The organism is Sutcliffiella halmapala (assembly GCF_050107295.1).
Lineage (GTDB): Bacteria > Bacillota > Bacilli > Bacillales > Bacillaceae_I > Sutcliffiella_A > Sutcliffiella_A halmapala_A.
The window spans coordinates 47,623-68,208 of record NZ_JBNIKR010000005.1 but is presented as its reverse complement, the minus strand read 5'-3'; the positions used below and the strand labels follow the sequence as shown (position 1 = coordinate 68,208).

The following is a 20,586-nucleotide window of genomic DNA, read 5'->3' as shown; positions in this document are numbered from 1 at the left end:
TAAGCTCTAGTTGACTGAAAGGAAGAATGATGACAAATCAGGATGTAGAAACAACTCTTCATTTGTAGAAAAACTTTACATGGTGAATGCTATAAGGAAAAACATACTCATCTCAACATGTTATTTCGACAACAAAATAAATAATCCTACTAAAATTTATTAAATATTTAAAATATTTAATAAATAGTAAATTTGGATTATATAAGAAAAGTGTGCTCCACCTTTAGGAGCACACTTCCCTTACATCACCTGATTAAATTTTCCAATTCTGCCATGACCTCTTTGGATACTACATCCTCTCCACCAAAAATCGTCAAACGTTGGATTTCATTTTCTAAAATGAAATCTCTCGTTATGGAAGGTATGCTTTGGTTCGTTAGCAGAACCCCGCTATTATTCTTTGCGGCCAAGGCTGCACCAGTTAAAGCGTCTGCAAACTGTTTACCTGTTGCCACATAGAAATGATTTCCTCCTGCGTTATAATGCTCAAAAACTTCAATATTTGTATCATAACGAGTGATTCCACTCACTCTAATAGCATTTGGTAATTTATTTTTCACATTCTCTGAAACAGCCTCTGGGCCACCAATTACTGTTGTGTTTTCTATTTGTAATTTCTCGATTATCTCAATGGTAGCCTCAGGCAATTGATCTGTACGAGTCAACAAGATCGGTGTACCTTCTCTCGCTGCGAAGGACGCTACGGATAGAGCATCAGGGAAGTTCGATCCACTTACCACAACCGCTTTCTTATTCGTGGACCCTAAACGGTTTGCAATAAGAACCGCTGTGTCGTACCTTGATGAGCCTGAAATTCTCTCCACCGTGACCCCTGAACCCTCTAACTCTTCAGCGATACTTTCGTCGATAGCCTCCTTTCCTCCTAAGATGATTACTTTTTCAGCACCTAACCGTTTTATTTCTTCTTTTGTAGCCGGATTCAAGCTATTTGTTTTCGTTAATAATACAGGTGCTCCGAGCTTATGTGCCAGAGGTACCCCCGCTAAGGCATCGGCATAGAAATCACCTCTTGCCAGTATCACAATATCTGCCGACTTCCAACCTTCTTTACTGATTTCCACCGCTGTTTCATATCTTGTTTCGCCTGATAACCTTGTTACTTGCTCAAGATTCAGTTTAAGTGAACCATTCGCTTCCACACTGGTTTTATTCCCGGCGGGATCAACATGTTCCATAAAAAATTTGGCACTGGAGAAGGTTGCATCAATCGGAATCATCCAATCCACCTCATATACAAAAGGCTCCACTTCTTCCATGACCAACTCCTCGAGAACTGTATTTGCTTCATCTTTAATGACCAAATTAGCGGTTCCGCCTCTTGTGTCACTTGTGATGGAAATCTTTATGCTATCTCCTGGATTCTTGTAAATGTCTTCCGAAGGACTGATAGCGCTTATTACAGGAGCCACTGTATCCAAGTGGACTTCAATTGATCCCATCTCTTCATTTCCTGCCAGATCCCTTGCTTCCACAACGACTTCGTTCAATCCTTCATTCAGCTGCACTTCATGACTAAAGCTGCCATTTTCATTTACTGTTACCTCTTCACCTTGAATGAACACTGTATCAAGGTAGGTATCGGTTACAGAACCGGTTACAGTAATGTTCTGTTCATTTGTGGACACTCCACTTTTCGGTGAATCAATAGATATGCTTGGTTTTGTCACGTCTTTTACTATTGTCAATGTGTTGGAATGGGAAGATTCCACCTCTCCCTTCGTTAACGTCGCGGTAATTTTATTTTCCCCTTCATTAACTGGCACTTCCAATTCAAATGCTTGATTAACCGCTTCTGTTGTTCCCACCAAGATGTCATTATTATAAATATTCACCACTCCATCTTCTTCAACAGAACCAGAAATGGCATACGTATCTTCATTGACAAATACGTTTTCGGAACCTCCATTGATTGTAGGTTCGTTTAAGACATAATACAGGTGGGAACGAATCATGAAATTACCTTCTGATGATCCTAACTTTGAAAAGACCCCTGCGTTATCCATTTGATAGGAGCGATCTGCAAAAGGTGAACTTTCATCGATTCCTACTCCCGGAACATTAGGGAAATCACCTGTTTGAAGAACGACTACAAAATAGTCCTTATCGGTCTTATAATCGAATTCGCTTAAATCAACAAAATTCCATTGACCCCTTTCACCAACGACCGTTGTCGGGTCAATCACCCTTTTTCCTGGATTTCCCTCTTCATTACTCTCATGAATCGCAACGGAGAACTCATTACCTCCAGGCATTGGCCAGTTCGCCTCCCATAAGTAAACGCTGATCCCCGCTAATCCAGCTAATTTTTCTGGTGTCATCTTTGTAGCAAAGCCATACCCTGCACTATAGTAAGCCTTCGCATTTTCTGCCGTTCCATCATCATAGGAAATAGCGACCCCTGGGAATGGCGTCAGTTCCACCGTCACAATGGAGCTTTCCCCTCCACTTACTTCCACAGTGAGACTCTTTTGTTGGTAGTTCGGTAGAGATAAAGTTAATGTATAGGTACCTTCCAATACTTCCTCGAAAGTATAATTTCCATTCTCATCAGTCTCTGCAACAGGAAGCCTGCCATCCTCCAAGACTTTCACCTTGGCACCTTGAATCGGTTCCTGTGACCTCACATCTATTACATTTAGTGAAATTTCTCCTCTAGGAATTTCAGCCAAGAGGAAGTTCTTCTCGATTACCTCTTCATCCTGAAGCACAAATTCTTCTTGTTGCTTGTAAAAACCATAGGACTCTACCTTTAGCGTATAGGTTTCTCCTTCAGGTGTAGGTCGATGCAGAATATGGTAGGACCCATCCTCCAAACTCGTTTTTACGGTTCGTCCGGTTTCTACAACTGTGACGTAAGCTTCAACTGGCAAACCGCTCTGATTGGTTGTGACCGCCTTTGGTTGCTCCACCTTTTGGGTTGCTTGGAAGTCCGCTTTATCAATGGTTATTTTTGTATCAGACAGCTCGGTTGCCTCAACCGTATTACTAGTGATGGACAGCTCATCAATGTACCACCCTGCATGATTGACCTTCTCATCAGAAGTGAATAGTAGAGCTACAAACACTTGATTTTCCGAGCCGGCAAAGCTATCTAGATTTACCGCCAGTTCTTCCCATGTTCTTTCCCTTCCAGTAAATGTTGCTGCTTCTTGCCATACGTCACTTTCAATATCGTTTGTAACCAACACTTTTGCCATGTCATAGGTATACTCAATATCAAACCAATGCTGGAATGAAAGCGAAGCAGTTTCTGCGTTCCTTAGGTCAACCGGTGGAAACTGAAGCAAACTATCGGAATCATCAGAGTAGTTGCTTGTCAGTTTAGTCGCAACCAGATTTTCCCCACTTTTTGGGGTTGTACCAACAGTCGGTTTTCCCCACTCCCAATCACCATAAAGCAGCATGCCATCTAAATTATGTTCAAAGTTAACTTCAAACGCTTCTTCCGGATTGATACCGAAGCTGATTTCCACGTCAAATATTTCCGTTTCAGCTTCATTCCCACTGAAGTCCACCGCTTTTATCATATATTGAAAGCCTGGGTCCTTCACGAATTCCAACGGTACTTCCACTTGATAATTTCCATTCCTAAAGTCTCCGGTGGTTCGTGTATGCTCAACAATTTGCCAATCTGATTGTTCATCTTCTCTTACGTATAGATCTGCCTTGACCACTGAAACATTATCAGTGATTTGTGCATCAAGGACGACATCCAAGCCTTTATATCCAAAAGTGAAAGGCTCGTGCATGATAGCCGGAGCTTCCTCATCCACTCCCTGCTTCAATACTTGCCCCGTAATACCTCCAATTCCGGAAGCAATAGAAGCAACTGCTTCATACGCATTTACCAAGCCATTCCCGTAACCGTGGTTTGGCGCTGTCGGATATTGGCTGTCTGTAAGCGGAATCGCCGTTTCATTGATGATATCTTCTAGTTGATCTACCGTTAAAGAAGCGTCAACGGAACGTAAAAGCGCGGCAACACCTGAAATATGGGGAGCAGCCATGGAGGTCCCATTCCAACCGCCTTCATACCCTGTCGGGACGGAGGACCTAATGTTAACTCCAGGTGCAGCAATATCCGGCTTAAGATCATCTGCATAAGGTCCGGCTCCCACACTCGAGAAGCTTCCTCTTCTATTTTGACTGTCCGTAGCTGCGACAGCATAGCTTTCCGGATAGTTCCCAGGTGCACTTACTTTATTCGGATAAGCATTTCCTGCTGAAAATACTGGAAGGATACCAGCATCTCTCCACGCTTGGACCATCGGACGATACCATTCATCCAAGCCTGCTCCGCCGCCCCAAGAATTGTTCACGATATCAGGAGCCAAACTCGGATCCCCGTTCGGCGCTAACATGAACTGCCCTGCCGCAAGCAACCAGGAATCCTGTCCACCTTGTTCCGTGAATGCTCTAGCAGCAATCCACTTGGCACCAGGAGCGACACCGATTTTATTATTCCCGGCAGGATCCTGCCCTAATATTGTCCCTAAAACATGACTACCGTGTGGAATTGAAGCGAGATCATAAGGCATACTTTGATTCGAAACTGCATCAAACCAATTTCCTACAGGGTTTGGGTTATTGGGATCAAGAGGATCATACCCGCGCCACTTCTCTTTCAGGGCTTCATGGGACCAATGGGCACCGGTATCAATCAACCCGACAACCACTCCACTACCATCAATTCCAAATTCATTCCATACCCTTGGGGCTTCCACTTGGTTAATGTTCCACTCTATAGTGCTATCGCCCTCTTGCATAATACTCTCATCCATAGCTTGCTGAGTATTTTCTTCCATCTGGCTTGAAGACATTGCCGGCCAATCTATTTCTATCTTGGAGTCGAGCCTGACACTTGCTACCTCTGGATGATTTCTCAACTCTTCTAAAATGTTCTTTGTTGCTTTCACGTATACGATATTCATTATGTAAAAGCTTTTCACATCTTTTACATGTTCACTTTTTTCTAACGATTGAAGTAAGGAATTTTGTGTAATTTCTGCTGTGGATTTTAATGCGTCAACAACTGCATAGCGAGTCTGGAGGTTTTGTTGGAAGGGAGAAACATGTTGTATAGCTTTCATCTGTTCCCTCGCTTGGATTGCAACTGCTGTAGTATCTACTTGATCCTTCATTTCAACTAATAATTCGACATACTCATTTTCCCTAAAAGCTTCTGTCACCTCTTCACTTACCGTTACTTTTTCATTTCCATCCTTTGACTTTAAAAATATCTCCGCATCATTCGCTCCTCTTGCCCCAACAGTACCACTCATCGTACTAAAAATTAGGAAAAAAGATAATAGCGATGCAAACAATGGCTTTCTAATTTCTCTCCTTCGCTTCACTTAGCACACTCCTCCATTTTTTCAACATCAATACTATTATTTTGACATTTTTCTAAATTTTCCTTTTATTTTTAATATTTAAAATTTAATTAGTAATATATAACTAATTCTTTACTTGATAAATGATAGAAAAGGAGGGGAAAATGCATTCCTTATTAATATTTTAGAGTAACGGACGGTTTGACGAGCATGTTAGAGGGTATTGTTCAATATACCGTTCTCAATAAAGAACTATATTTAATAAGAGATTGGAGGTAATTATTACGGAAAATTGGGAAGCTGCCTATATTGCGGGAATTATTGATGGAGAAGGTAGTATTACATTAACCAGAATGCATGCTCATGAGAATCGTAGGCCCTGCATAACGATTTCCTCCACAGATATAGAATTACTTGAATACATAAAAAATCTTGCTGGAGGATCAATCAATAACAAAAAGAATTACAAACCGGAAATACACAAAAATTCTTTCACTTTGAATATCAAACAAAAAGATCAAGTCTTTCACTTATTAATGGATATCTATCAATTTTTAAGAGTGCAACAAAAGAAAAAACGTGCAGAGTTTATCCTGAACCACTTTAATCTAGTGACAAAGAGAAACGGAAAATACACGCAGAAGGAATTAGAAAAGAAGAAAAAATTCGAAGAGGATTTTTTTAATTTGTAATAAGGTAAATGTAAAAAAGACCCCACAAAAGTGAGGTCTTTCAATTTGTATGGAGACGGTGGGACGTGCAATTCCATGCTTTCGTCATGGCACTGACTATATCTTGAACCTCAAATTTGAGGCCCTCTGGCGTATTATGCGAATCATTATTTTTACCATGAAAGGCAGAGATTTCGCATCCTAGTATTACCACAAGTCGTGGCAACCTATGAGTCGATACACGGCTGTTGGATTACTCCACATACCGCTCGGCATTGCCTTATCGCACACTTTTTGCGACTTAGGTTTCACCGATAAAGCCAGATTTTCACTTGTATGTTACCATACAAGGCGACTAATAATTAATCGAACCCACGTCCAGAAACATCGCCACTTAAGCGTCTACGAGTGTAGTCAATATATTAGTATTTCGCTGAACATTCCGCCTATTGACTGGCATCCTGGCAGCTAGCCTGATTGTTCTCTTCCTTTGACCTCAGACGGCGATCTCCGGCGTAGCCCACTTAGAGTGAGTCCCTGATCCTACCACATGGGCGATGGAGGGAGGAACCGCTATAGACTGTTATTAAGCAGCTAAAGCGAAGTTGTTGTTTTCTTTGCCAGTTATTATTGGCGTTGACGTTGATGACGAGGACGATCCCCCCGACTCGCAACCCAAGCTCGAACTATCCCTGTCGAATCCGTAACGTCCCCTCGATTGTAAATGTCTTTTGTTGAAATTTAAATCAACCAAGACTCGAGGTGTTAACGGGAAAGATAATGAGCTAACAAGTTAGCTATTCAATTATCAAAGTGCCGCTGTTTCAGCGACAACCTTATTATAGCATACTCACATAACTTTGCAATTGTAAGTTACTGTAAAATACCCTATACTATTCCTTCTGACGCTCACGGAATGCGCGCTCAATATCACGTTTTGCTTCTTTCTTTTTCAGGTCATCCCGTTTGTCGTATTTCTTCTTCCCTTTACCTAGACCGATCAACAGCTTGGCATAGCCGTTTTTCAGATAGATTTTCAAAGGAACAAGCGCATATCCCTCTTCCTTCGTCAATCCGATCAACTGGTTGATCTGCTTGCGATGAAGAAGAAGCTTTCTTGTACGCAACGGTTCATGGTTGTAGCGGTTACCTTGCTCATATGGACTAATATGAAGATTGTGAAGGAATACCTCTCCATTTTGGACACGTGCAAAGGAGTCCTTCAAGTTTGCGCGCCCTGAGCGCAAGGATTTGATCTCTGTTCCTTGCAAAACCATGCCAGTTTCGTATGTCTGTTCAATAAAATAATCGTGGTTGGCTTTTTTGTTAGTGCTGATAACCTTGCCTTCCCCTTTTGGCATAGCGTTCTCCCCCTTCTAGCGGTAGTGAATATTTTACCAAAATTTATGGTTATGTACAAGAAAGAAGAGCCGTACTGCGGGCTCTCCTTCTTTTAAATATTATCTCTTTTTCTTCTTGGTGCGTTTTTGCTTTGGCGCATTCTCAAAGAACTGTTTCTTTTTGTTCTTCTTTTTGCTACTGCCGCCAGGAGCTTGCGTGCTCCAACCGATTTCAATATCATTGATGTCGCTTTCCTGCTTACGCTTTTGACTGCGACCTTTAGTAGGCTTCTTGCGGTCTCCGCTCTGGATGACCCTTGGTGCCGTTTTTGTATCAGGACGGCGGGTTCCCTTCATTCCGACCACTTCAAAGTCGATGGAACGCTCATCCTTATTCACGTTCACTACACGAATGGAAATCTCATCACCGATTCGGTACACCTTGCCTGTCCGCTCGCCGATCATCGCATAGTGACGCTCATCATAGCGGTAATAATCGTCGGTCAGGTAGCTGACATGGACAAGTCCTTCAATTGTATTAGGAAGTTCGACGAACATTCCGAAGTTCGTGACGGAGCTGATGATCCCATCATACTCTTCCCCGATTTTATCGAGCATGTATTCCGATTTCTTCAGATCATCCGTCTCACGCTCCGCATCCACGGCACGGCGTTCCATGTTGGACGAATGCTCCGCGATTTCCGGCAACTTCTCGCTCCATTTCTCCTGTGTCTTCTGATCGATTTTCTTCTGAATCAGATACGTACGGATCAAACGGTGGACGATCAAATCCGGATAACGACGGATTGGTGATGTGAAGTGCGTGTAGTACTCGGTGCTTAGACCAAAGTGCCCCAGACTCTCCTCATCATACTTTGCTTGCTTCATGGAACGAAGCATGACAGTCGATACGACCATTTCCTCCGGTTTTCCTTGTACCGCTTCGATCACCTCTTGAAGTGCACGAGGGTGGATCGCATTACCCTTACCTTTTACCACATAGCCGAAGTTTGTGATGAATTCGAAAAAGCGTTGCAGCTTTTCTTCCTTCGGATCCTCATGGACACGATAGATGAACGGCACATTCATCCAGTGGAAATGCTCGGCAACCGTTTCATTGGCTACCAGCATGAACTCTTCAATCAGCTTTTCCGCAACAGAACGCTCGCGAAGGACGACATCAGTCGGAGTTCCCTCTTCATCCACCAATACTTTTGACTCTTTAAAGTCAAAATCGATGGCACCACGCAGCATACGCTTTTTGCGCAGGACAGCAGCCAGCTCCTCCATCAACTGGAACATCGGAACGAGAGGCTCGTAACGCTCAATCAGCGCTTCATCCTTGTCGACCAAGATTTTATTCACATCAGTATACGTCATACGCTCCGTCGTTTTGATCACACTGTGGAAAATTTCGTGCTTGACGACTTCCCCAGCATTATTCAATTCCATTTCACATGAAATCGTAAAACGGTTCACTTGAGGGTTCAACGAGCAGATTCCATTGGATAAACGGTGTGGAATCATCGGAATTACCCGGTCCACGAGATACACACTCGTCCCGCGTTCCTGTGCTTCCATATCGATTGCTGAGCCTTCTGTAACATAATGTGTCACGTCTGCGATATGCACACCCAGTTTGTAGTTGCCGTTATCAAGCTTCGTCACGGTTACAGCATCATCCAGGTCTTTCGCATCCGCACCGTCAATCGTCACGATCATCTGGTCGCGCAGGTCACGACGGTCCCCGATGTCATTTTCATCAATTTCATCAGGTGTTGCATTCGCCTGATCCAATGCCTCTTTCGGAAACTCCTGCGGCAAGCCATGCTTATGGATGACGGAAAGGATGTCGACACCCGGATCATTTTTATGACCAAGGATTCGGATTACTTCTCCCTCCGCACTTAAACGCCCTTCCGGATACGTCACAAGCTTCACGACCACCTTATGACCTTCCACTGCTCCGTTCGTTGCGCTTTTCGGGATGAAAATGTCATTGGCAATCTTTTTATCATCCGCAATCACAAAGCCAAAATTCTTGCTTTCCGTATATGTACCGACGATTTCCTTTACTCCACGCTCGACAATCCGAATGATGGTACCTTCTTGGCGGGAGTCACCATTTGCTTTCCGATTGATCCGGACAAGCACAATATCCCCATGCATCGCATTATTTAGCTCGGTAGGCGGAATGAATACATCATCCATATCCCCTTCCTCAGGCATTACAAACGCAAAACCCTTCGAATGCCCAATCACCTTACCCTTAATCAGATTCATCTTCTCCGGAAGTCCGTAGCGGTTGCTTCTCGTACGCACAACAAGCCCTTGGTCCTCCATATGAACCAGTGCCTTCACAAAATTCTTGAACTCCTCGGAATCCTTGATTCCAAAAGCCTCTTCCAACTCTTGGGTCGTCAATGGCTTATATGCCTCTTCCTTCATATAGGACAAAAGCTTATCCACATGCTGCTGAATTATTTCTTCCATATATATGTCCCTCCTTTATTTCGTTTTTTAATAGTATTACCAATCCAATGATTCCAAAAACTCATATACATCCTCATGCAACTGATCCCGCTCTTTATCAAGCGTAATCACATGCCCGGACTCCTCGTACCATTTGATTTCCTTGTTGTCCGACTCCACTTCATTGTAGATGATGTTGGCACTGTCGGTGTTGATCATATTGTCATGACGAGCCTGTACCACAAATGTCGGAGAGTAAATCATATCCACATTATTCCGCACATCAGCAATCAATCCCTGCAAAGCCTTCAACGTGCCCATCGGCGTTTTTTCGAATTCCTTCATTTCTTGTTCAATCTGCTCAGGGGATTTCCCTTCACGTCTCTTCCATTCTTTTGCGTACTCCAGAACTCCACGATACATGATTTCTTCACTCTTGATATACATTGGCGCACACATAGGCACAATACCCTTGACAGGAACAGTGTAACCCAATTTCAAGGAAAATACGCCACCAAGCGAAAGTCCAACGACAGCAATACTTTCATGCCCGCGATCCTTCAGGAATTGATACGCCTCCATGACGTCCTTCCACCAATCCTCAGGACCTGTATGAACCAATTCCTCAGGTGGCACCCCGTGTCCTTTATATTGTGGCGCATGACATGTATATCCCCGCTTCTCCAGGTAACGTCCCAGCATCCGGACATCTGCAGAATTCCCGGTGAACCCATGCAGCATCAGCACAGCACGCTCGCCGCCCTCAAACGTAAATGGCTTAGGCAACTTTATATTCATTTAAAACCTATCCTTTCTATGTATACTATCTATAGTATGCTACTCTAATTAAAAAAACAGATACAATTGGTCTAGAAAGAACATTTTACCATAATCGGGTGCGAATAGCTTTTGAGGGAGATTATTATACGGTTATATCGAACGAGCCTGCTTTCGAATCTTGAAATGTTTTTATGTGGGTATTTATTAAAGAAGTATTTAAAAGACTGTTTTTGAACTTCCTTTCGACAGAAAAAGTAAAATTAATTTATATTTCCGCCATAAAAATCAATCTATTTTGCTATTCAAAATGATGGATTTATTCGTCCACTACCTTTCATGTCCTTGTTTTATTCCTTAAAGAATTTTTTTGAAATAACTTGATCTATTCGACATCAATCAGCAACATTCCATAAATAGTTAATTTATAATAAATTTGGGGTATAGGAAGGTCGTTGGTAGTAATACCAAAGTTGTATATCGAATGAATTCGAAACAACAGCAAAAGGCAAACTTGTTGAAAAGCAAGGACGCAAAGTCAACAGATCTAATATAGTTACATTTACATAACTATTAGGATGGCTGGGCTGCCTGAAATACCAAAGTATTTTAGGAGGGAAAAGGATGGAAAAGGTGTTTGTTGATTTAACTGAAAATTTAGACAAGGAGTGGGTGGAACTAATAGGCAGTGCGCTTGAAATTGGAATTTCGTCTGAGCAAATTAGAGAATTTCTACATAATTTCCCTAACTCTCCCCTTAAAAATCTCTAATTTTATTGAATAATCATGTAATTTTGTTCTAAATATCTAACAATCCCTTCGTTATATGCTATAATATGCATGATAGGAAGGTGAAAGCCATGATTGGTGAACGAATTAAAAAATATAGAGAACAACGCAAATTATCCATGTCTGAACTCGCGGATCGCGCAGGCGTCGCAAAGTCATACCTAAGCTCCATCGAACGCAACCTGCAATCCAACCCTTCAGTACAATTTCTAGAAAAAGTTTCATCAGTTCTGGGTGTCTCGGTGAATACCCTCCTACATGATGACAATGAAGAATCCCAAAAAGAAAACCTCGACCGCGAATGGGCCACTCTTGTAAGAGAAGCCATGGACTCCGGCGTTACCAAAGATCAATTTAAAGAGTTCCTAGAGTTTAATAAATGGAAGATAAAGCAAGAAGAACAAAAATAAAGCGCTGGTGCGGATGCATCGGCGCTTTTGTTATATGACTTTATCGAATTTGTAGCTTGTGACTGTTAGAGTTATTTTTTTGTTTTTGAAGATTTTGGGTTGATGAATGATGGTGGTAGGGATTAATGCTTTTTTCATGGTAAGATCTTCGGAGCAGGTTGGGCAGGACCAATGGTGGGATTGGCAGGAGCTGTAGGATGGTTGAGTGCAGATTGGGCAGGTTTTGGTGTACATGTAGTATCTCTCCTCTTTTGAGTTAAAAGACAATAAAAGACCTTGATTTTCTAATTGAACATCAAGGTCCAATTACTTTTTCCTTCAACGATTTTGCTTTTACATCTCGATTTTTTCTCTTCTGATAGAACAGTAGCATACCACCGAAAGTGACCATTGCAGCACCAATTAACATATAATTGAACATTTCAGTCGCTGTTACAGGAAGTCGATTGTCTACAGGAAGTACTCCGCCGAGGGTTCCTTCGACGTAGAATTTGAATTCAAATTCACATTCCAACCCTTGGTATTCATTCCCCAATTCATATGGCATTTCAACTCTGAAAGTTAAGTTTTCTTGATCTGAAGATGATAGAAATCTTGGCTCAAGCTTATTGAAGTCACTTAAACTACCCTTATACAATTCTCCCTTGGCATCAGTTATCACTAACGATAGAGCATCGTACATTTTAGTTGAACCTGATGTTAGCTTTGCGGAAGATAAGTAATTAAAGTCTTGTTGGCCGCTATTTTTTATCACCAAGTTTCGAGAAGCCCATTCTCCAGGTACCATTTTACTAATGTCAAATAAAACTTTCGTTGGAGTCGTCTCAAGATTAATAACTTCTTTCTCTTCAGAATAAGCAATGTTTCCAAATGTAATGACAAAGATTACGCACAGCATAAAAATTTTAAGAAGATTAATTCTCATATAATATCTCCTTGTCTATTGTAATAAGAGGGTGGGTATGCCCCACCCTCTCTTTTAAAATATTTGTATTAGTCGTTAGCAACATTACCTGTTCTAGCATCTTGCTTAGCTTCGAATGCGAAGTTTAAGGTAACACTGTTGCTCATAAACTTATTCTGAACATATTCAGGAGTTCCGACTACTTTCGTTGGGTCATCGACAAATGTAAGTTTAATTTTGATTGTGTCGGAGTCTCTATTATTAAAGTCTCCTTCTTTATTGTCTAATCCATCATTGGATACTACATCAAAAGCGTTTGAAGAAACAAATTGTTTTAAATCATTTAATGAGATAAATGTTTGCCCACCAACAGTAGTCCCCGCAGTTAGTCCATTGGCAGTTAATAGATTATGAGAGTCCGAATTGAAGACCTCAATCTTAAATTGTTTTAAGAACTCAGCCTCAATCGTGTTATGTGGAGCAGGGTAACTAGCCGTTGGATTTGCAGAACGGTCTTGCGGCATTTCTCCAGCAGCAAAATCTGTTGTCATAGTCAAAAGAACTTCAGAGATGTTTACATTTCCATCATTTTGGATTTCAAAGGATCTTTCAATCCATTCTCCAGGTACTAACTTTGATACATTGAATGATCCAGCTACAGGCTGGTCAATTACTAAATCCAATGTTCCAGCAGCAAGGCTATTAGTCATTGTTTCCACATCGTTAAATGCTGCCCAAGTTCCGCCACCTACTAAAGATAGTCCTAATGCTGCAGATGCTACGCCTAAACCTAATTTCTTTTTGATACTCATTTTTTATTCCTCCCGTTTTCCCCTTCGTTTTTGAAGGTATGTAGTTTTTTATTTATTGAACCCTCATGTTTTCATAAGGGATACAACCAAGATAGTTAAGCTGATTTTTCTACTTTTTCTTCTTTTCTTCTGCCGGCTACTTTTTCAATATCTTTCAGGGCACCCATGATGGATACAGCCGAATAGATAAGGAGTAGTAGTCCTGGACCTATTAATAGTGTGGCGGTTCCTGATTTTGATTTAGCAAATTCTATAAAATGTCCAATGTATGGAACAGTAAACCCTGTGTATTTGGCAACAATATTGTCTGGCAAGAGGAGATTTCCATCAGCATTTTCGTTGTTATCTCCTTTTGTCCGGTACATCACACTTTCACCTTTTTCGACAACCTCTATAATCCTATGTGTTGTTACGTTTTGTTCATCAATGAGGTAAGTGACAACATCCCCCTCAGCAAGCCCTACCTTATTTTCTACTGGTTCAACAGCTATGATTGATCCAGTTTTAAAGGTTGGTTCCATTGATCCGGATAAAACTGTTTTTAATTGATAACCTAGTATTTGAGGCTCTCCGCCAGAAGCTTTTGTTGATATGACTAGAAACACCATGAATAGTAATAGAAGAAATAATACTATGGTAAACAAATTGCTTGTCATTTTTAGTATCTTTTTACTCACCCTATTTCACCTTGCCTTTCACAATCATTTTAAATTAACTGTTATCTCGATACCTTCCGACTCTTTGCCATTTTTGGTAACTGTTACTATTTTGTAAATATAATCCTGTTTTTTTACAAGGCCATTGTCTCTGTATGACTTGTCACTGGTTTCTATTAGCCTAGTACCATCCTTGTAAAGGATAATATGGCTAAAATTATCTCCTAAAGGATTTGACCAAGTAATGTCCACGTTTGCGCTCTGTCGGAATTGGACCCACTTAACATCTAAGACTTCTATTGTTTGTTCTTCACTTTCCTCATCATTTACTATTTGTGCCGTTTTAATGGAATACGTTGCTCCATTTGATTCTTCACCGTTTGTATCCACAGTAGTAATTCTATAAGTGTAATCTGTATCTGCATCTAGCTCCGTATCTACAAATTCTCCATTTGTAATATTGGCAGCCACTGGGGTATTCTCGTTGTTTCGATACACATTAACGTAACTGAAAGTAGTTGCATTAGGATTAGTCCAAATCAAGGTAATTGAGGTTTCTGAGGAAACTCCTTCAAGCCCTTCTACTTCCATTGAAACTGGCTCTGTTTCTTCAGGTGCATCTTCCTCCTCTTCACTTTGTTCAGAGCAGGCTTCCACTTTTATTTTTTTGCTCCATCCAAGATAGGTATATCCTTCTTCATCAGGGTTATTACCTGCTGGGTGACCCAAAGGTCTTCTTACTTTAATCTTATATTCACCGTTTTCTGATACTTCCGATTCGATTTTTCCTGTCTTTTTATTTTCTATTAAAGGCACAACTCCTGTATTAACTGGTTCCTCGATCACATTTCCGCTACTATCTAATTTGTGTACAAAATATCGCCAAGTTGATAAACTATTTGCTTCATCCCCAGAGTTATAAATCGTAGTGTGAATTGTACATCCTTCCACCCCTACTGTTGATCCATCCATTTCAAATGAACTATTATCCCACTCCTCATTATCTGGTGGTGATTCTCCCCATTCACCAGCGGCTATCGGGAAGGACAATAATTCAACGTCATTATATCCGGCGTTGGTTTCAGAGAACTGAACAAGAGAAAAAATCATAAGATACCAAACCGCAATAACTTTTATACCTAATGAAAATTCTTTTTTCAGATGATTAAATTTTCTTACTCTCTTGTATCTAATAAGGATCCCTCCCTCATTCGTCCTTTTAAATGAACTTTTAAACTTTTGTATGTTTTTAAGAACGAAGTTGGAATATTTAGTTGTCATGTTCTCAACTTCCTTTTTTACTTAGTCGTTTTCTATGCGTTAATGTTCTTTTTAACGAACCTTACAATACGTAGTATAAAACACCTTGTTCTTAATGAAAAACATCAAATTTGTTCACTTTTTATTAATTAAGAACGTTTTCATTAACTTTCCTTTCATTATCTCCTATTTACTTAATTTTTCGTTTTTTATAAAGAATTATTTGTACTATATAATGAACGTACGTCATAAGAAAATAAGGGGAAGATGATGCTTGGTGAGCGGCTGAGGAAATTGCGTTTGAGTAAGGGGTATTCGTTGAGTGAGTTGGCTGAGCTGGCCGGGGTCTCCAAGTCGTACTTGAGTTATCTGGAGCGAAATCTTCAGACAAATCCCTCCTTACAGTTTCTTAATAAGATCTCCGCTACTTTAGAGACGGATATTGAATACCTATTGAATGGGGTGTCGGTGAAGGAATTGGAGCTGGAGCAGAAGCATATGCTGGATGATGAGTGGAGACGCTTGGTGCAGCGGGCGATTGCTGAAGGGATGAGCAAGGAGGATTTCATAAACTTTAAGGAGTACATGGAATTCCAGAAATGGCAGGGGCAGAAGAAGCAGGCAATGAAGGTCAAGGAGGAAGAAGAACTTGAACAATGAACTGGATCAGGAATGGGTGGAGTTGATTGAACAGGCCAGAGAGATTGGATTATCGCTTAATGAAATAAGGGACTTCCTCCAGAAAACACGGCAGCAGGACATAGAAATGGCTTTGGTGAGCAAGTGACCGAGGCTTTTTTTCGTAAAAAAACCACTCTCCTATTGGAAAGTGGTTTTATTTATTAAGCGAAGTATGCAATTGTCAGTGTTAGGATGAAGAATAACACGGAAAGAACAACTGTCGTACGGTGTAGGATAAGGTCTAGACCGCGCGCTTTTTGTTTTCCGAAAAGTGTTTCTGCTCCCCCGGAGATCGCTCCGGAAAGGCCGGCACTTTTACCGGATTGAAGTAAAACTACTGCGATAAGTCCTAGTGCTACGATAATAAGTAAGATAGTTAATAAGATCGTCATGTAAACTACACCTCCTGCGAACGCACATATAACATTACATTAAATGTACCATATATTGTGAATGGGGACAAGGGGGAAAACGAGGGTGACGGGATTGGAATTTTTGTTTGGGTTGGCGGCTTAAGACCGGGGCCTGACCCTCGCAGTTGTTGTTGTATTTAGGTTGCAAGGAGACGACTGATAGAGTGATATATATTTTTTGGTGTGTCGGAGGGTCAGGCCCCAGGCGGCCGTCGTCTTTTTATTTAAAATAGGTAATTATTTTTTCTTCTTTTTGGTGTTTGTTTTGGGGTGGCTGGTGACTTTTGTTTGGTGGGAGCGAAGGGCCTTGGGGGCTCTTTGGCTTGAATGATGTGAAGGGGTTGTAATGTATATGAAGCCAGCATCCCTAAAAATAAAAAGACCCGGCATTAGCCGGGTCCAGGTAACTTATTTTTTTAGGTTGTAGAAAGATTTCAAGCCATCGTAGCGGGCTGTGTCACCAAGCTGGTCTTCGATGCGAAGTAGTTGGTTGTATTTTGCTACGCGGTCGGTACGGGATGGTGCACCTGTTTTGATTTGGCCGGAGTTTGTTGCTACGGCGATGTCGGCGATTGTGCTGTCTTCTGTTTCACCGGAACGGTGGGAGATTACAGCTGTGTAGCCAGCGCGTTTTGCCATTTCGATTGCTTCGAATGTTTCTGTGAGTGTACCGATTTGGTTCACTTTGATCAGGATGGAGTTACCGATTTTGCGTTCGATACCTTCAGATAATTTCTTTGTGTTTGTTACGAAAAGATCGTCTCCAACAAGTTGAACTTTGCTTCCGATACGCTCAGTTAGAAGCTTGAAGCCTTCCCAGTCGTTTTCATCTAAGCCGTCTTCGATGGAGATGATTGGGTATTTTTCTGCCATTTTTTCGTAGAAGCTAACCATTTCCTCAGAAGTGTAGACTACGCCTTCACCTTTAAGGTGGTATTTGCCGTCTTCTTTGTTGTAGAACTCAGAAGCTGCAGCGTCCATTGCAAGCATAACTTGCTCGCCTGGTTTGTAGCCTGCTTTTTCAATCGCTTCGATGATTGTTTGAAGTGCTTCTTCGTTGGAACCTAGGTTTGGAGCGAATCCGCCTTCGTCACCTACAGCAGTGTTTAAGCCTTTTGCGCTTAATACTGATTTAAGAGCGTGGAAGATTTCAGCGCCCATACGTAGAGCTTCTTTGAAGTTTTCTGCACCAACAGGCATTACCATGAATTCTTGGATGTCTACGTTGTTGTCAGCGTGCTCTCCGCCGTTGATGATGTTCATCATTGGTACTGGAAGAGTTTTCGCGTTGAACCCGCCTAAGTATTGGTATAAAGGAACTTCTAGGAAGTCAGCTGCTGCACGTGCTACTGCCATGGACACACCAAGGATCGCGTTTGCACCTAATTTTCCTTTGTTTTCTGTACCGTCAAGCTCGATTAATGCTTCGTCGATTGCCACTTGCTCAAGAACATCGAAAAGGCCTACTAGTTCAGGAGCGATGTGCTCGTTCACGTTTTCAACCGCTTGCTGAACACCTTTTCCTAGGTAACGGGACTTGTCGCCGTCGCGAAGTTCAACCGCTTCGTACTCACCAGTAGATGCTCCACTTGGTACTAATGCGCGTCCGAACGCACCTGATTCTGTGTAAACTTCTACTTCGATTGTTGGGTTACCGCGGGAGTCAAGGACTTCGCGTGCGTAAATATCAGAGATAATTGGCATGTAAAACGCTCCTTTTTAGTTGAATTTATTTTTTAATTAAAGACGTTCCAGTCATTTCATTCGGTTTTGCCACTCCAAGCAAGTCTAACACTGTTGGAGCCAAATCGCCAAGAATACCACCGTCACGTAATTCCGCGCCTTTGCGCGTTACGATCACAGGTACAGGGTTTGTTGTATGTGCAGTCATTGGGTTACCTTCTGTCGTGACGACTTCATCGGCATTCCCGTGGTCTGCGGTGATGATGGCCACACCATCTTTTGCAAGGATGGCATTTACCACTTTTCCTAAGCACTCATCTGTCACTTCCACAGCCTTGATCGTTGGCTCAAGCATTCCGGAATGCCCGACCATATCAGGGTTTGCGAAGTTCAGGATGATCGCATCATGTTTGTCCGCCTCTATTTCGGCTAGGAGTGCGCTTGTTACTTCATAGGCACTCATTTCCGGCTTCAGGTCGTAGGTTGCCACCTTTGGAGAATCTATCAGGATACGTTCCTCACCTGGATAGGCATCCTCACGTCCACCGCTCATAAAGAAGGTAACATGTGGATATTTTTCCGTTTCGGCTATACGCAGCTGCTTCAGGCCGTTTTGGGATAGTACTTCACCAAGTGTATTATCCATTCCAACCGGCTTGAACGCTACATAGCCGTCCACAGTTTCACTGAAGTGTGTAAAGCAGACGAACATCAGGTTGTTCGGGTGCTTTGGTCCACGATCGAAGGAACGGAAATCCTTGTTCGTGAACGTGTTAGAAATTTGAATCGCTCGGTCCGGGCGGAAATTATAGAAAATAACCGCATCGTCCTCCTGGATTGTTGCAACAGGACTTCCATCTTCCTTTGTCATGACAGAAGGAAGAACGAACTCATCAAAGATTCCGTTGTTGTAGGAGTCATTGATACATTCCATCGCATTGGAGTAGGCCGGGCCTTCTCCGTATACCATGGCGCGGTACGACTTTTCCACTCGATCCCAGCGCTTGTCACGGTCCATGGAGTAATAACGTCCAGAAATTGTTGCGATTTCGCCGACTCCAAGGTCAAGAAGCAGTTCGTTCAGCTGCTTGATGAACTCAGGTGCGCTTTTAGGTGCAACATCCCGGCCATCAAGGAATCCATGGATATACACTCGCTCCAATCCTTCTCTTTTTGCAAGCTTCAATAGCGCAAAAAGATGCTGGATATGACTGTGCACACCACCATTGGAAAGCAAGCCGAAGATGTGGAGGTTCTTGCCGTTCTGTTTTGCATGATTGATGGCATTCAGGAAGGTGTCATTTTCATAAAAATCGCCTTCACGAATGGAAACATTCACACGAGTCAAGCTTTGGTATACGATACGGCCGGCACCGATGTTCAAATGTCCAACCTCGGAGTTGCCCATCTGCCCTTCCGGTAGTCCAACCGCTTCCCCGCTTGCCGTCAATTCAGCATGGGGATACGTATTCCAGAAATGATCGAAGTTCGGTTTATTCGCTTGCGCAACGGCATTACCCATTGTTTCTCCGCGCAATGCGAAACCGTCCAAGATGATTAATGCTACTGGCTTTTTACTCATTCTTACCTGCCTCCAAAAGCTGTAAGAAAGATTGCGCCTCTAAGCTTGCTCCGCCTACAAGCGCTCCATCGATATCGGATTGCGCCATGTATTCAGCAATGTTTGTCGGCTTTACGCTTCCGCCGTACTGAATGCGGACTGAATCTGCTGCAGACTGGTCGAATTGTGACGCGATGACACTGCGGATGTGTGCGCAAGTTTCGTTTGCATCTTCAGCAGTGGAAGACTTGCCAGTTCCGATTGCCCAGATAGGCTCATATGCGACAACAGTGGTTTTTACTTGTTCAGTTGTTAAGCCTGTTAAAGCTTTCTTCACCTGATTGCCAACGATATCATTGGTTTTGCCTGACTCGCGCTCTTCAAGGGTTTCACCGCAACAAACGATTGGCGTTAAGCCGTGCTTGAATGCTGCAAGAGTTTTCTTGTTGACGGTTTCGTCTGTTTCAGCGAACATTTCACGACGCTCGGAATGGCCCAGGACTACATAGGATACACCGATGTCTTTTAATGCAACAGGGCTCACTTCGCCAGTGAATGCTCCGCTATCTTCGAAGTGCATGTTCTGTGCACCGATTTTTAGATCTTTGCCTTCTACATTTGTTACAAGACGCTCCAAGAATAATGCAGGGGCACATACAACTGCGTCCACTTTATCTGTAGAAGGTACAAGTCCTTTTACCTCTTCCACGAAGCTTGTCGCTTCAGAAAGTGTTTTGTGCATCTTCCAGTTACCAGCAATAATTGGTTTACGCATGGTATCCTTCCTTTCAAAGCCAGATTTT

The 20,586-nt window shown here is 42.3% G+C and carries 17 protein-coding genes, 1 other RNA gene and 1 riboswitch; of the genes, 5 read left to right on the top strand and 13 right to left on the bottom strand.

Features of this window, described 5'->3' with window-relative positions; all coding sequences use genetic code 11:
* Window positions 1-245 precede the first annotated feature (245 nt).
* A complete protein-coding gene (locus tag ACQCT5_RS09640; protein WP_499641310.1) occupies window positions 246-5,375 on the bottom strand; it encodes a cell wall-binding repeat-containing protein in 5,130 nt (1,709 codons plus the stop codon).
* Window positions 5,376-5,623: 248 nt separating this feature from the next.
* Here ACQCT5_RS09640 and ACQCT5_RS09635 point away from each other — a divergent pair, with 248 nt between their 5' ends.
* On the top strand, window positions 5,624-6,046 hold the full coding sequence (locus ACQCT5_RS09635) for an LAGLIDADG family homing endonuclease (RefSeq protein WP_499641308.1): 423 nt from the start codon (window positions 5,624-5,626) through the stop codon (window positions 6,044-6,046).
* Between the two features lie 342 nt (window positions 6,047-6,388).
* Here ACQCT5_RS09635 and ssrA read toward each other — a convergent pair.
* The 4 genes from ssrA to ACQCT5_RS09615 form a co-directional block, all read right to left on the bottom strand.
* Window positions 6,389-6,731, bottom strand: a transfer-messenger RNA (tmRNA) gene (gene ssrA, locus ACQCT5_RS09630).
* Window positions 6,732-6,918: 187 nt separating this feature from the next.
* Window positions 6,919-7,386: an SsrA-binding protein SmpB gene (smpB, locus tag ACQCT5_RS09625; protein WP_386634510.1), complete on the bottom strand. Its 468-nt coding sequence runs from the start codon at window positions 7,384-7,386 to the stop codon at window positions 6,919-6,921.
* Between the two features lie 99 nt (window positions 7,387-7,485).
* Window positions 7,486-9,858: a ribonuclease R gene (rnr, locus tag ACQCT5_RS09620; protein WP_499641306.1), complete on the bottom strand. Its 2,373-nt coding sequence runs from the start codon at window positions 9,856-9,858 to the stop codon at window positions 7,486-7,488.
* A 36-nt stretch (window positions 9,859-9,894) separates the two neighbouring features.
* On the bottom strand, window positions 9,895-10,635 hold the full coding sequence (locus ACQCT5_RS09615) for an alpha/beta hydrolase (protein ID WP_499641303.1): 741 nt from the start codon (window positions 10,633-10,635) through the stop codon (window positions 9,895-9,897).
* 476 nt (window positions 10,636-11,111) lie between these two features.
* A riboswitch (cyclic di-GMP riboswitch) is annotated at window positions 11,112-11,209 on the top strand.
* Window positions 11,210-11,238: 29 nt separating this feature from the next.
* Here ACQCT5_RS09615 and ACQCT5_RS09610 point away from each other — a divergent pair.
* Together ACQCT5_RS09610 and ACQCT5_RS09605 are read left to right on the top strand one after the other, a co-directional pair.
* On the top strand, window positions 11,239-11,385 hold the full coding sequence (locus tag ACQCT5_RS09610) for an anti-repressor SinI family protein (protein WP_499641300.1): 147 nt from the start codon (window positions 11,239-11,241) through the stop codon (window positions 11,383-11,385).
* Window positions 11,386-11,474: 89 nt separating this feature from the next.
* On the top strand, window positions 11,475-11,813 hold the full coding sequence (locus ACQCT5_RS09605) for a helix-turn-helix domain-containing protein (RefSeq protein ID WP_499641298.1): 339 nt from the start codon (window positions 11,475-11,477) through the stop codon (window positions 11,811-11,813).
* Between the two features lie 295 nt (window positions 11,814-12,108).
* On the opposite strand, the gene ACQCT5_RS09600 is transcribed toward ACQCT5_RS09605, so the two are convergent.
* From ACQCT5_RS09600 to tapA, 4 genes are all read right to left on the bottom strand, one after another.
* Entirely contained in the window at window positions 12,109-12,738 is a 630-nt protein-coding gene (locus ACQCT5_RS09600; RefSeq protein ID WP_499641296.1) for an LPXTG cell wall anchor domain-containing protein, read from the bottom strand.
* 68 nt (window positions 12,739-12,806) lie between these two features.
* Complete coding sequence (locus ACQCT5_RS09595) at window positions 12,807-13,529, bottom strand: TasA family protein (RefSeq protein WP_499641294.1); 723 nt, start codon at window positions 13,527-13,529, stop codon at window positions 12,807-12,809.
* 95 nt (window positions 13,530-13,624) lie between these two features.
* Window positions 13,625-14,206 carry a signal peptidase I SipW gene (gene sipW, locus ACQCT5_RS09590; protein WP_499641292.1) on the bottom strand — a complete coding sequence of 194 codons (582 nt, stop codon included), beginning with the start codon at window positions 14,204-14,206 and terminating at the stop codon, window positions 13,625-13,627.
* A 24-nt stretch (window positions 14,207-14,230) separates the two neighbouring features.
* The gene (tapA, locus tag ACQCT5_RS09585; RefSeq protein ID WP_499641290.1) at window positions 14,231-15,466 is read right to left on the bottom strand and encodes an amyloid fiber anchoring/assembly protein TapA; all 1,236 of its coding nucleotides are present in this window, start codon (window positions 15,464-15,466) and stop codon (window positions 14,231-14,233) included.
* Window positions 15,467-15,715: 249 nt separating this feature from the next.
* Here tapA and ACQCT5_RS09580 point away from each other — a divergent pair, with 249 nt between their 5' ends.
* Window positions 15,716-16,105, top strand: a complete 390-nt coding sequence (locus ACQCT5_RS09580) for a helix-turn-helix domain-containing protein (RefSeq protein WP_499641811.1) — start codon at window positions 15,716-15,718, stop codon at window positions 16,103-16,105.
* Window positions 16,095-16,232 carry an anti-repressor SinI family protein gene (locus ACQCT5_RS09575; protein ID WP_499641288.1) on the top strand — a complete coding sequence of 46 codons (138 nt, stop codon included), beginning with the start codon at window positions 16,095-16,097 and terminating at the stop codon, window positions 16,230-16,232. Before ACQCT5_RS09580 ends, ACQCT5_RS09575 begins: the two co-directional genes overlap by 11 nt.
* 55 nt (window positions 16,233-16,287) lie before the next feature.
* On the opposite strand, the gene secG is transcribed toward ACQCT5_RS09575, so the two are convergent.
* From secG to tpiA, 4 genes are all read right to left on the bottom strand, one after another.
* The gene (gene secG / locus ACQCT5_RS09570) at window positions 16,288-16,518 is read right to left on the bottom strand and encodes a preprotein translocase subunit SecG (RefSeq protein WP_204412489.1); all 231 of its coding nucleotides are present in this window, start codon (window positions 16,516-16,518) and stop codon (window positions 16,288-16,290) included.
* Between the two features lie 429 nt (window positions 16,519-16,947).
* A complete protein-coding gene (gene eno, locus ACQCT5_RS09565) occupies window positions 16,948-18,243 on the bottom strand; it encodes a phosphopyruvate hydratase (protein WP_204412494.1) in 1,296 nt (431 codons plus the stop codon).
* 25 nt (window positions 18,244-18,268) lie between these two features.
* Window positions 18,269-19,804, bottom strand: coding sequence for a 2,3-bisphosphoglycerate-independent phosphoglycerate mutase (gpmI, locus tag ACQCT5_RS09560; RefSeq protein ID WP_499641285.1), 1,536 nt, complete (start codon window positions 19,802-19,804; stop codon window positions 18,269-18,271).
* On the bottom strand, window positions 19,797-20,558 hold the full coding sequence (tpiA, locus tag ACQCT5_RS09555) for a triose-phosphate isomerase (RefSeq protein ID WP_499641283.1): 762 nt from the start codon (window positions 20,556-20,558) through the stop codon (window positions 19,797-19,799). The genes gpmI and tpiA overlap by 8 nt, the downstream gene beginning before the upstream one ends.
* Between the last annotated feature and the right edge of the window lie 28 nt (window positions 20,559-20,586).

Bases quoted from the DNA above. Each gene is read 5' to 3' on its own strand.
- smpB (WP_386634510.1), bottom strand. From the start codon at position 7,386: ATGCCAAAAGGGGAAGGCAAGGTTATCAGCACTAACAAAAAAGCCAAC.
- rnr (WP_499641306.1), bottom strand. From the start codon at position 9,858: ATGGAAGAAATAATTCAGCAGCATGTGGATAAGCTTTTGTCCTATATG.
- ACQCT5_RS09615 (WP_499641303.1), bottom strand. From the start codon at position 10,635: ATGAATATAAAGTTGCCTAAGCCATTTACGTTTGAGGGCGGCGAGCGT.
- ACQCT5_RS09610 (WP_499641300.1), top strand. From the start codon at position 11,239: ATGGAAAAGGTGTTTGTTGATTTAACTGAAAATTTAGACAAGGAGTGG.
- ACQCT5_RS09605 (WP_499641298.1), top strand. From the start codon at position 11,475: ATGATTGGTGAACGAATTAAAAAATATAGAGAACAACGCAAATTATCC.
- ACQCT5_RS09600 (WP_499641296.1), bottom strand. From the start codon at position 12,738: ATGAGAATTAATCTTCTTAAAATTTTTATGCTGTGCGTAATCTTTGTC.
- ACQCT5_RS09595 (WP_499641294.1), bottom strand. From the start codon at position 13,529: ATGAGTATCAAAAAGAAATTAGGTTTAGGCGTAGCATCTGCAGCATTA.
- tapA (WP_499641290.1), bottom strand. From the start codon at position 15,466: ATGACAACTAAATATTCCAACTTCGTTCTTAAAAACATACAAAAGTTT.
- ACQCT5_RS09580 (WP_499641811.1), top strand. From the start codon at position 15,716: ATGCTTGGTGAGCGGCTGAGGAAATTGCGTTTGAGTAAGGGGTATTCG.
- secG (WP_204412489.1), bottom strand. From the start codon at position 16,518: ATGACGATCTTATTAACTATCTTACTTATTATCGTAGCACTAGGACTT.
- eno (WP_204412494.1), bottom strand. From the start codon at position 18,243: ATGCCAATTATCTCTGATATTTACGCACGCGAAGTCCTTGACTCCCGC.
- gpmI (WP_499641285.1), bottom strand. From the start codon at position 19,804: ATGAGTAAAAAGCCAGTAGCATTAATCATCTTGGACGGTTTCGCATTG.
- tpiA (WP_499641283.1), bottom strand. From the start codon at position 20,558: ATGCGTAAACCAATTATTGCTGGTAACTGGAAGATGCACAAAACACTT.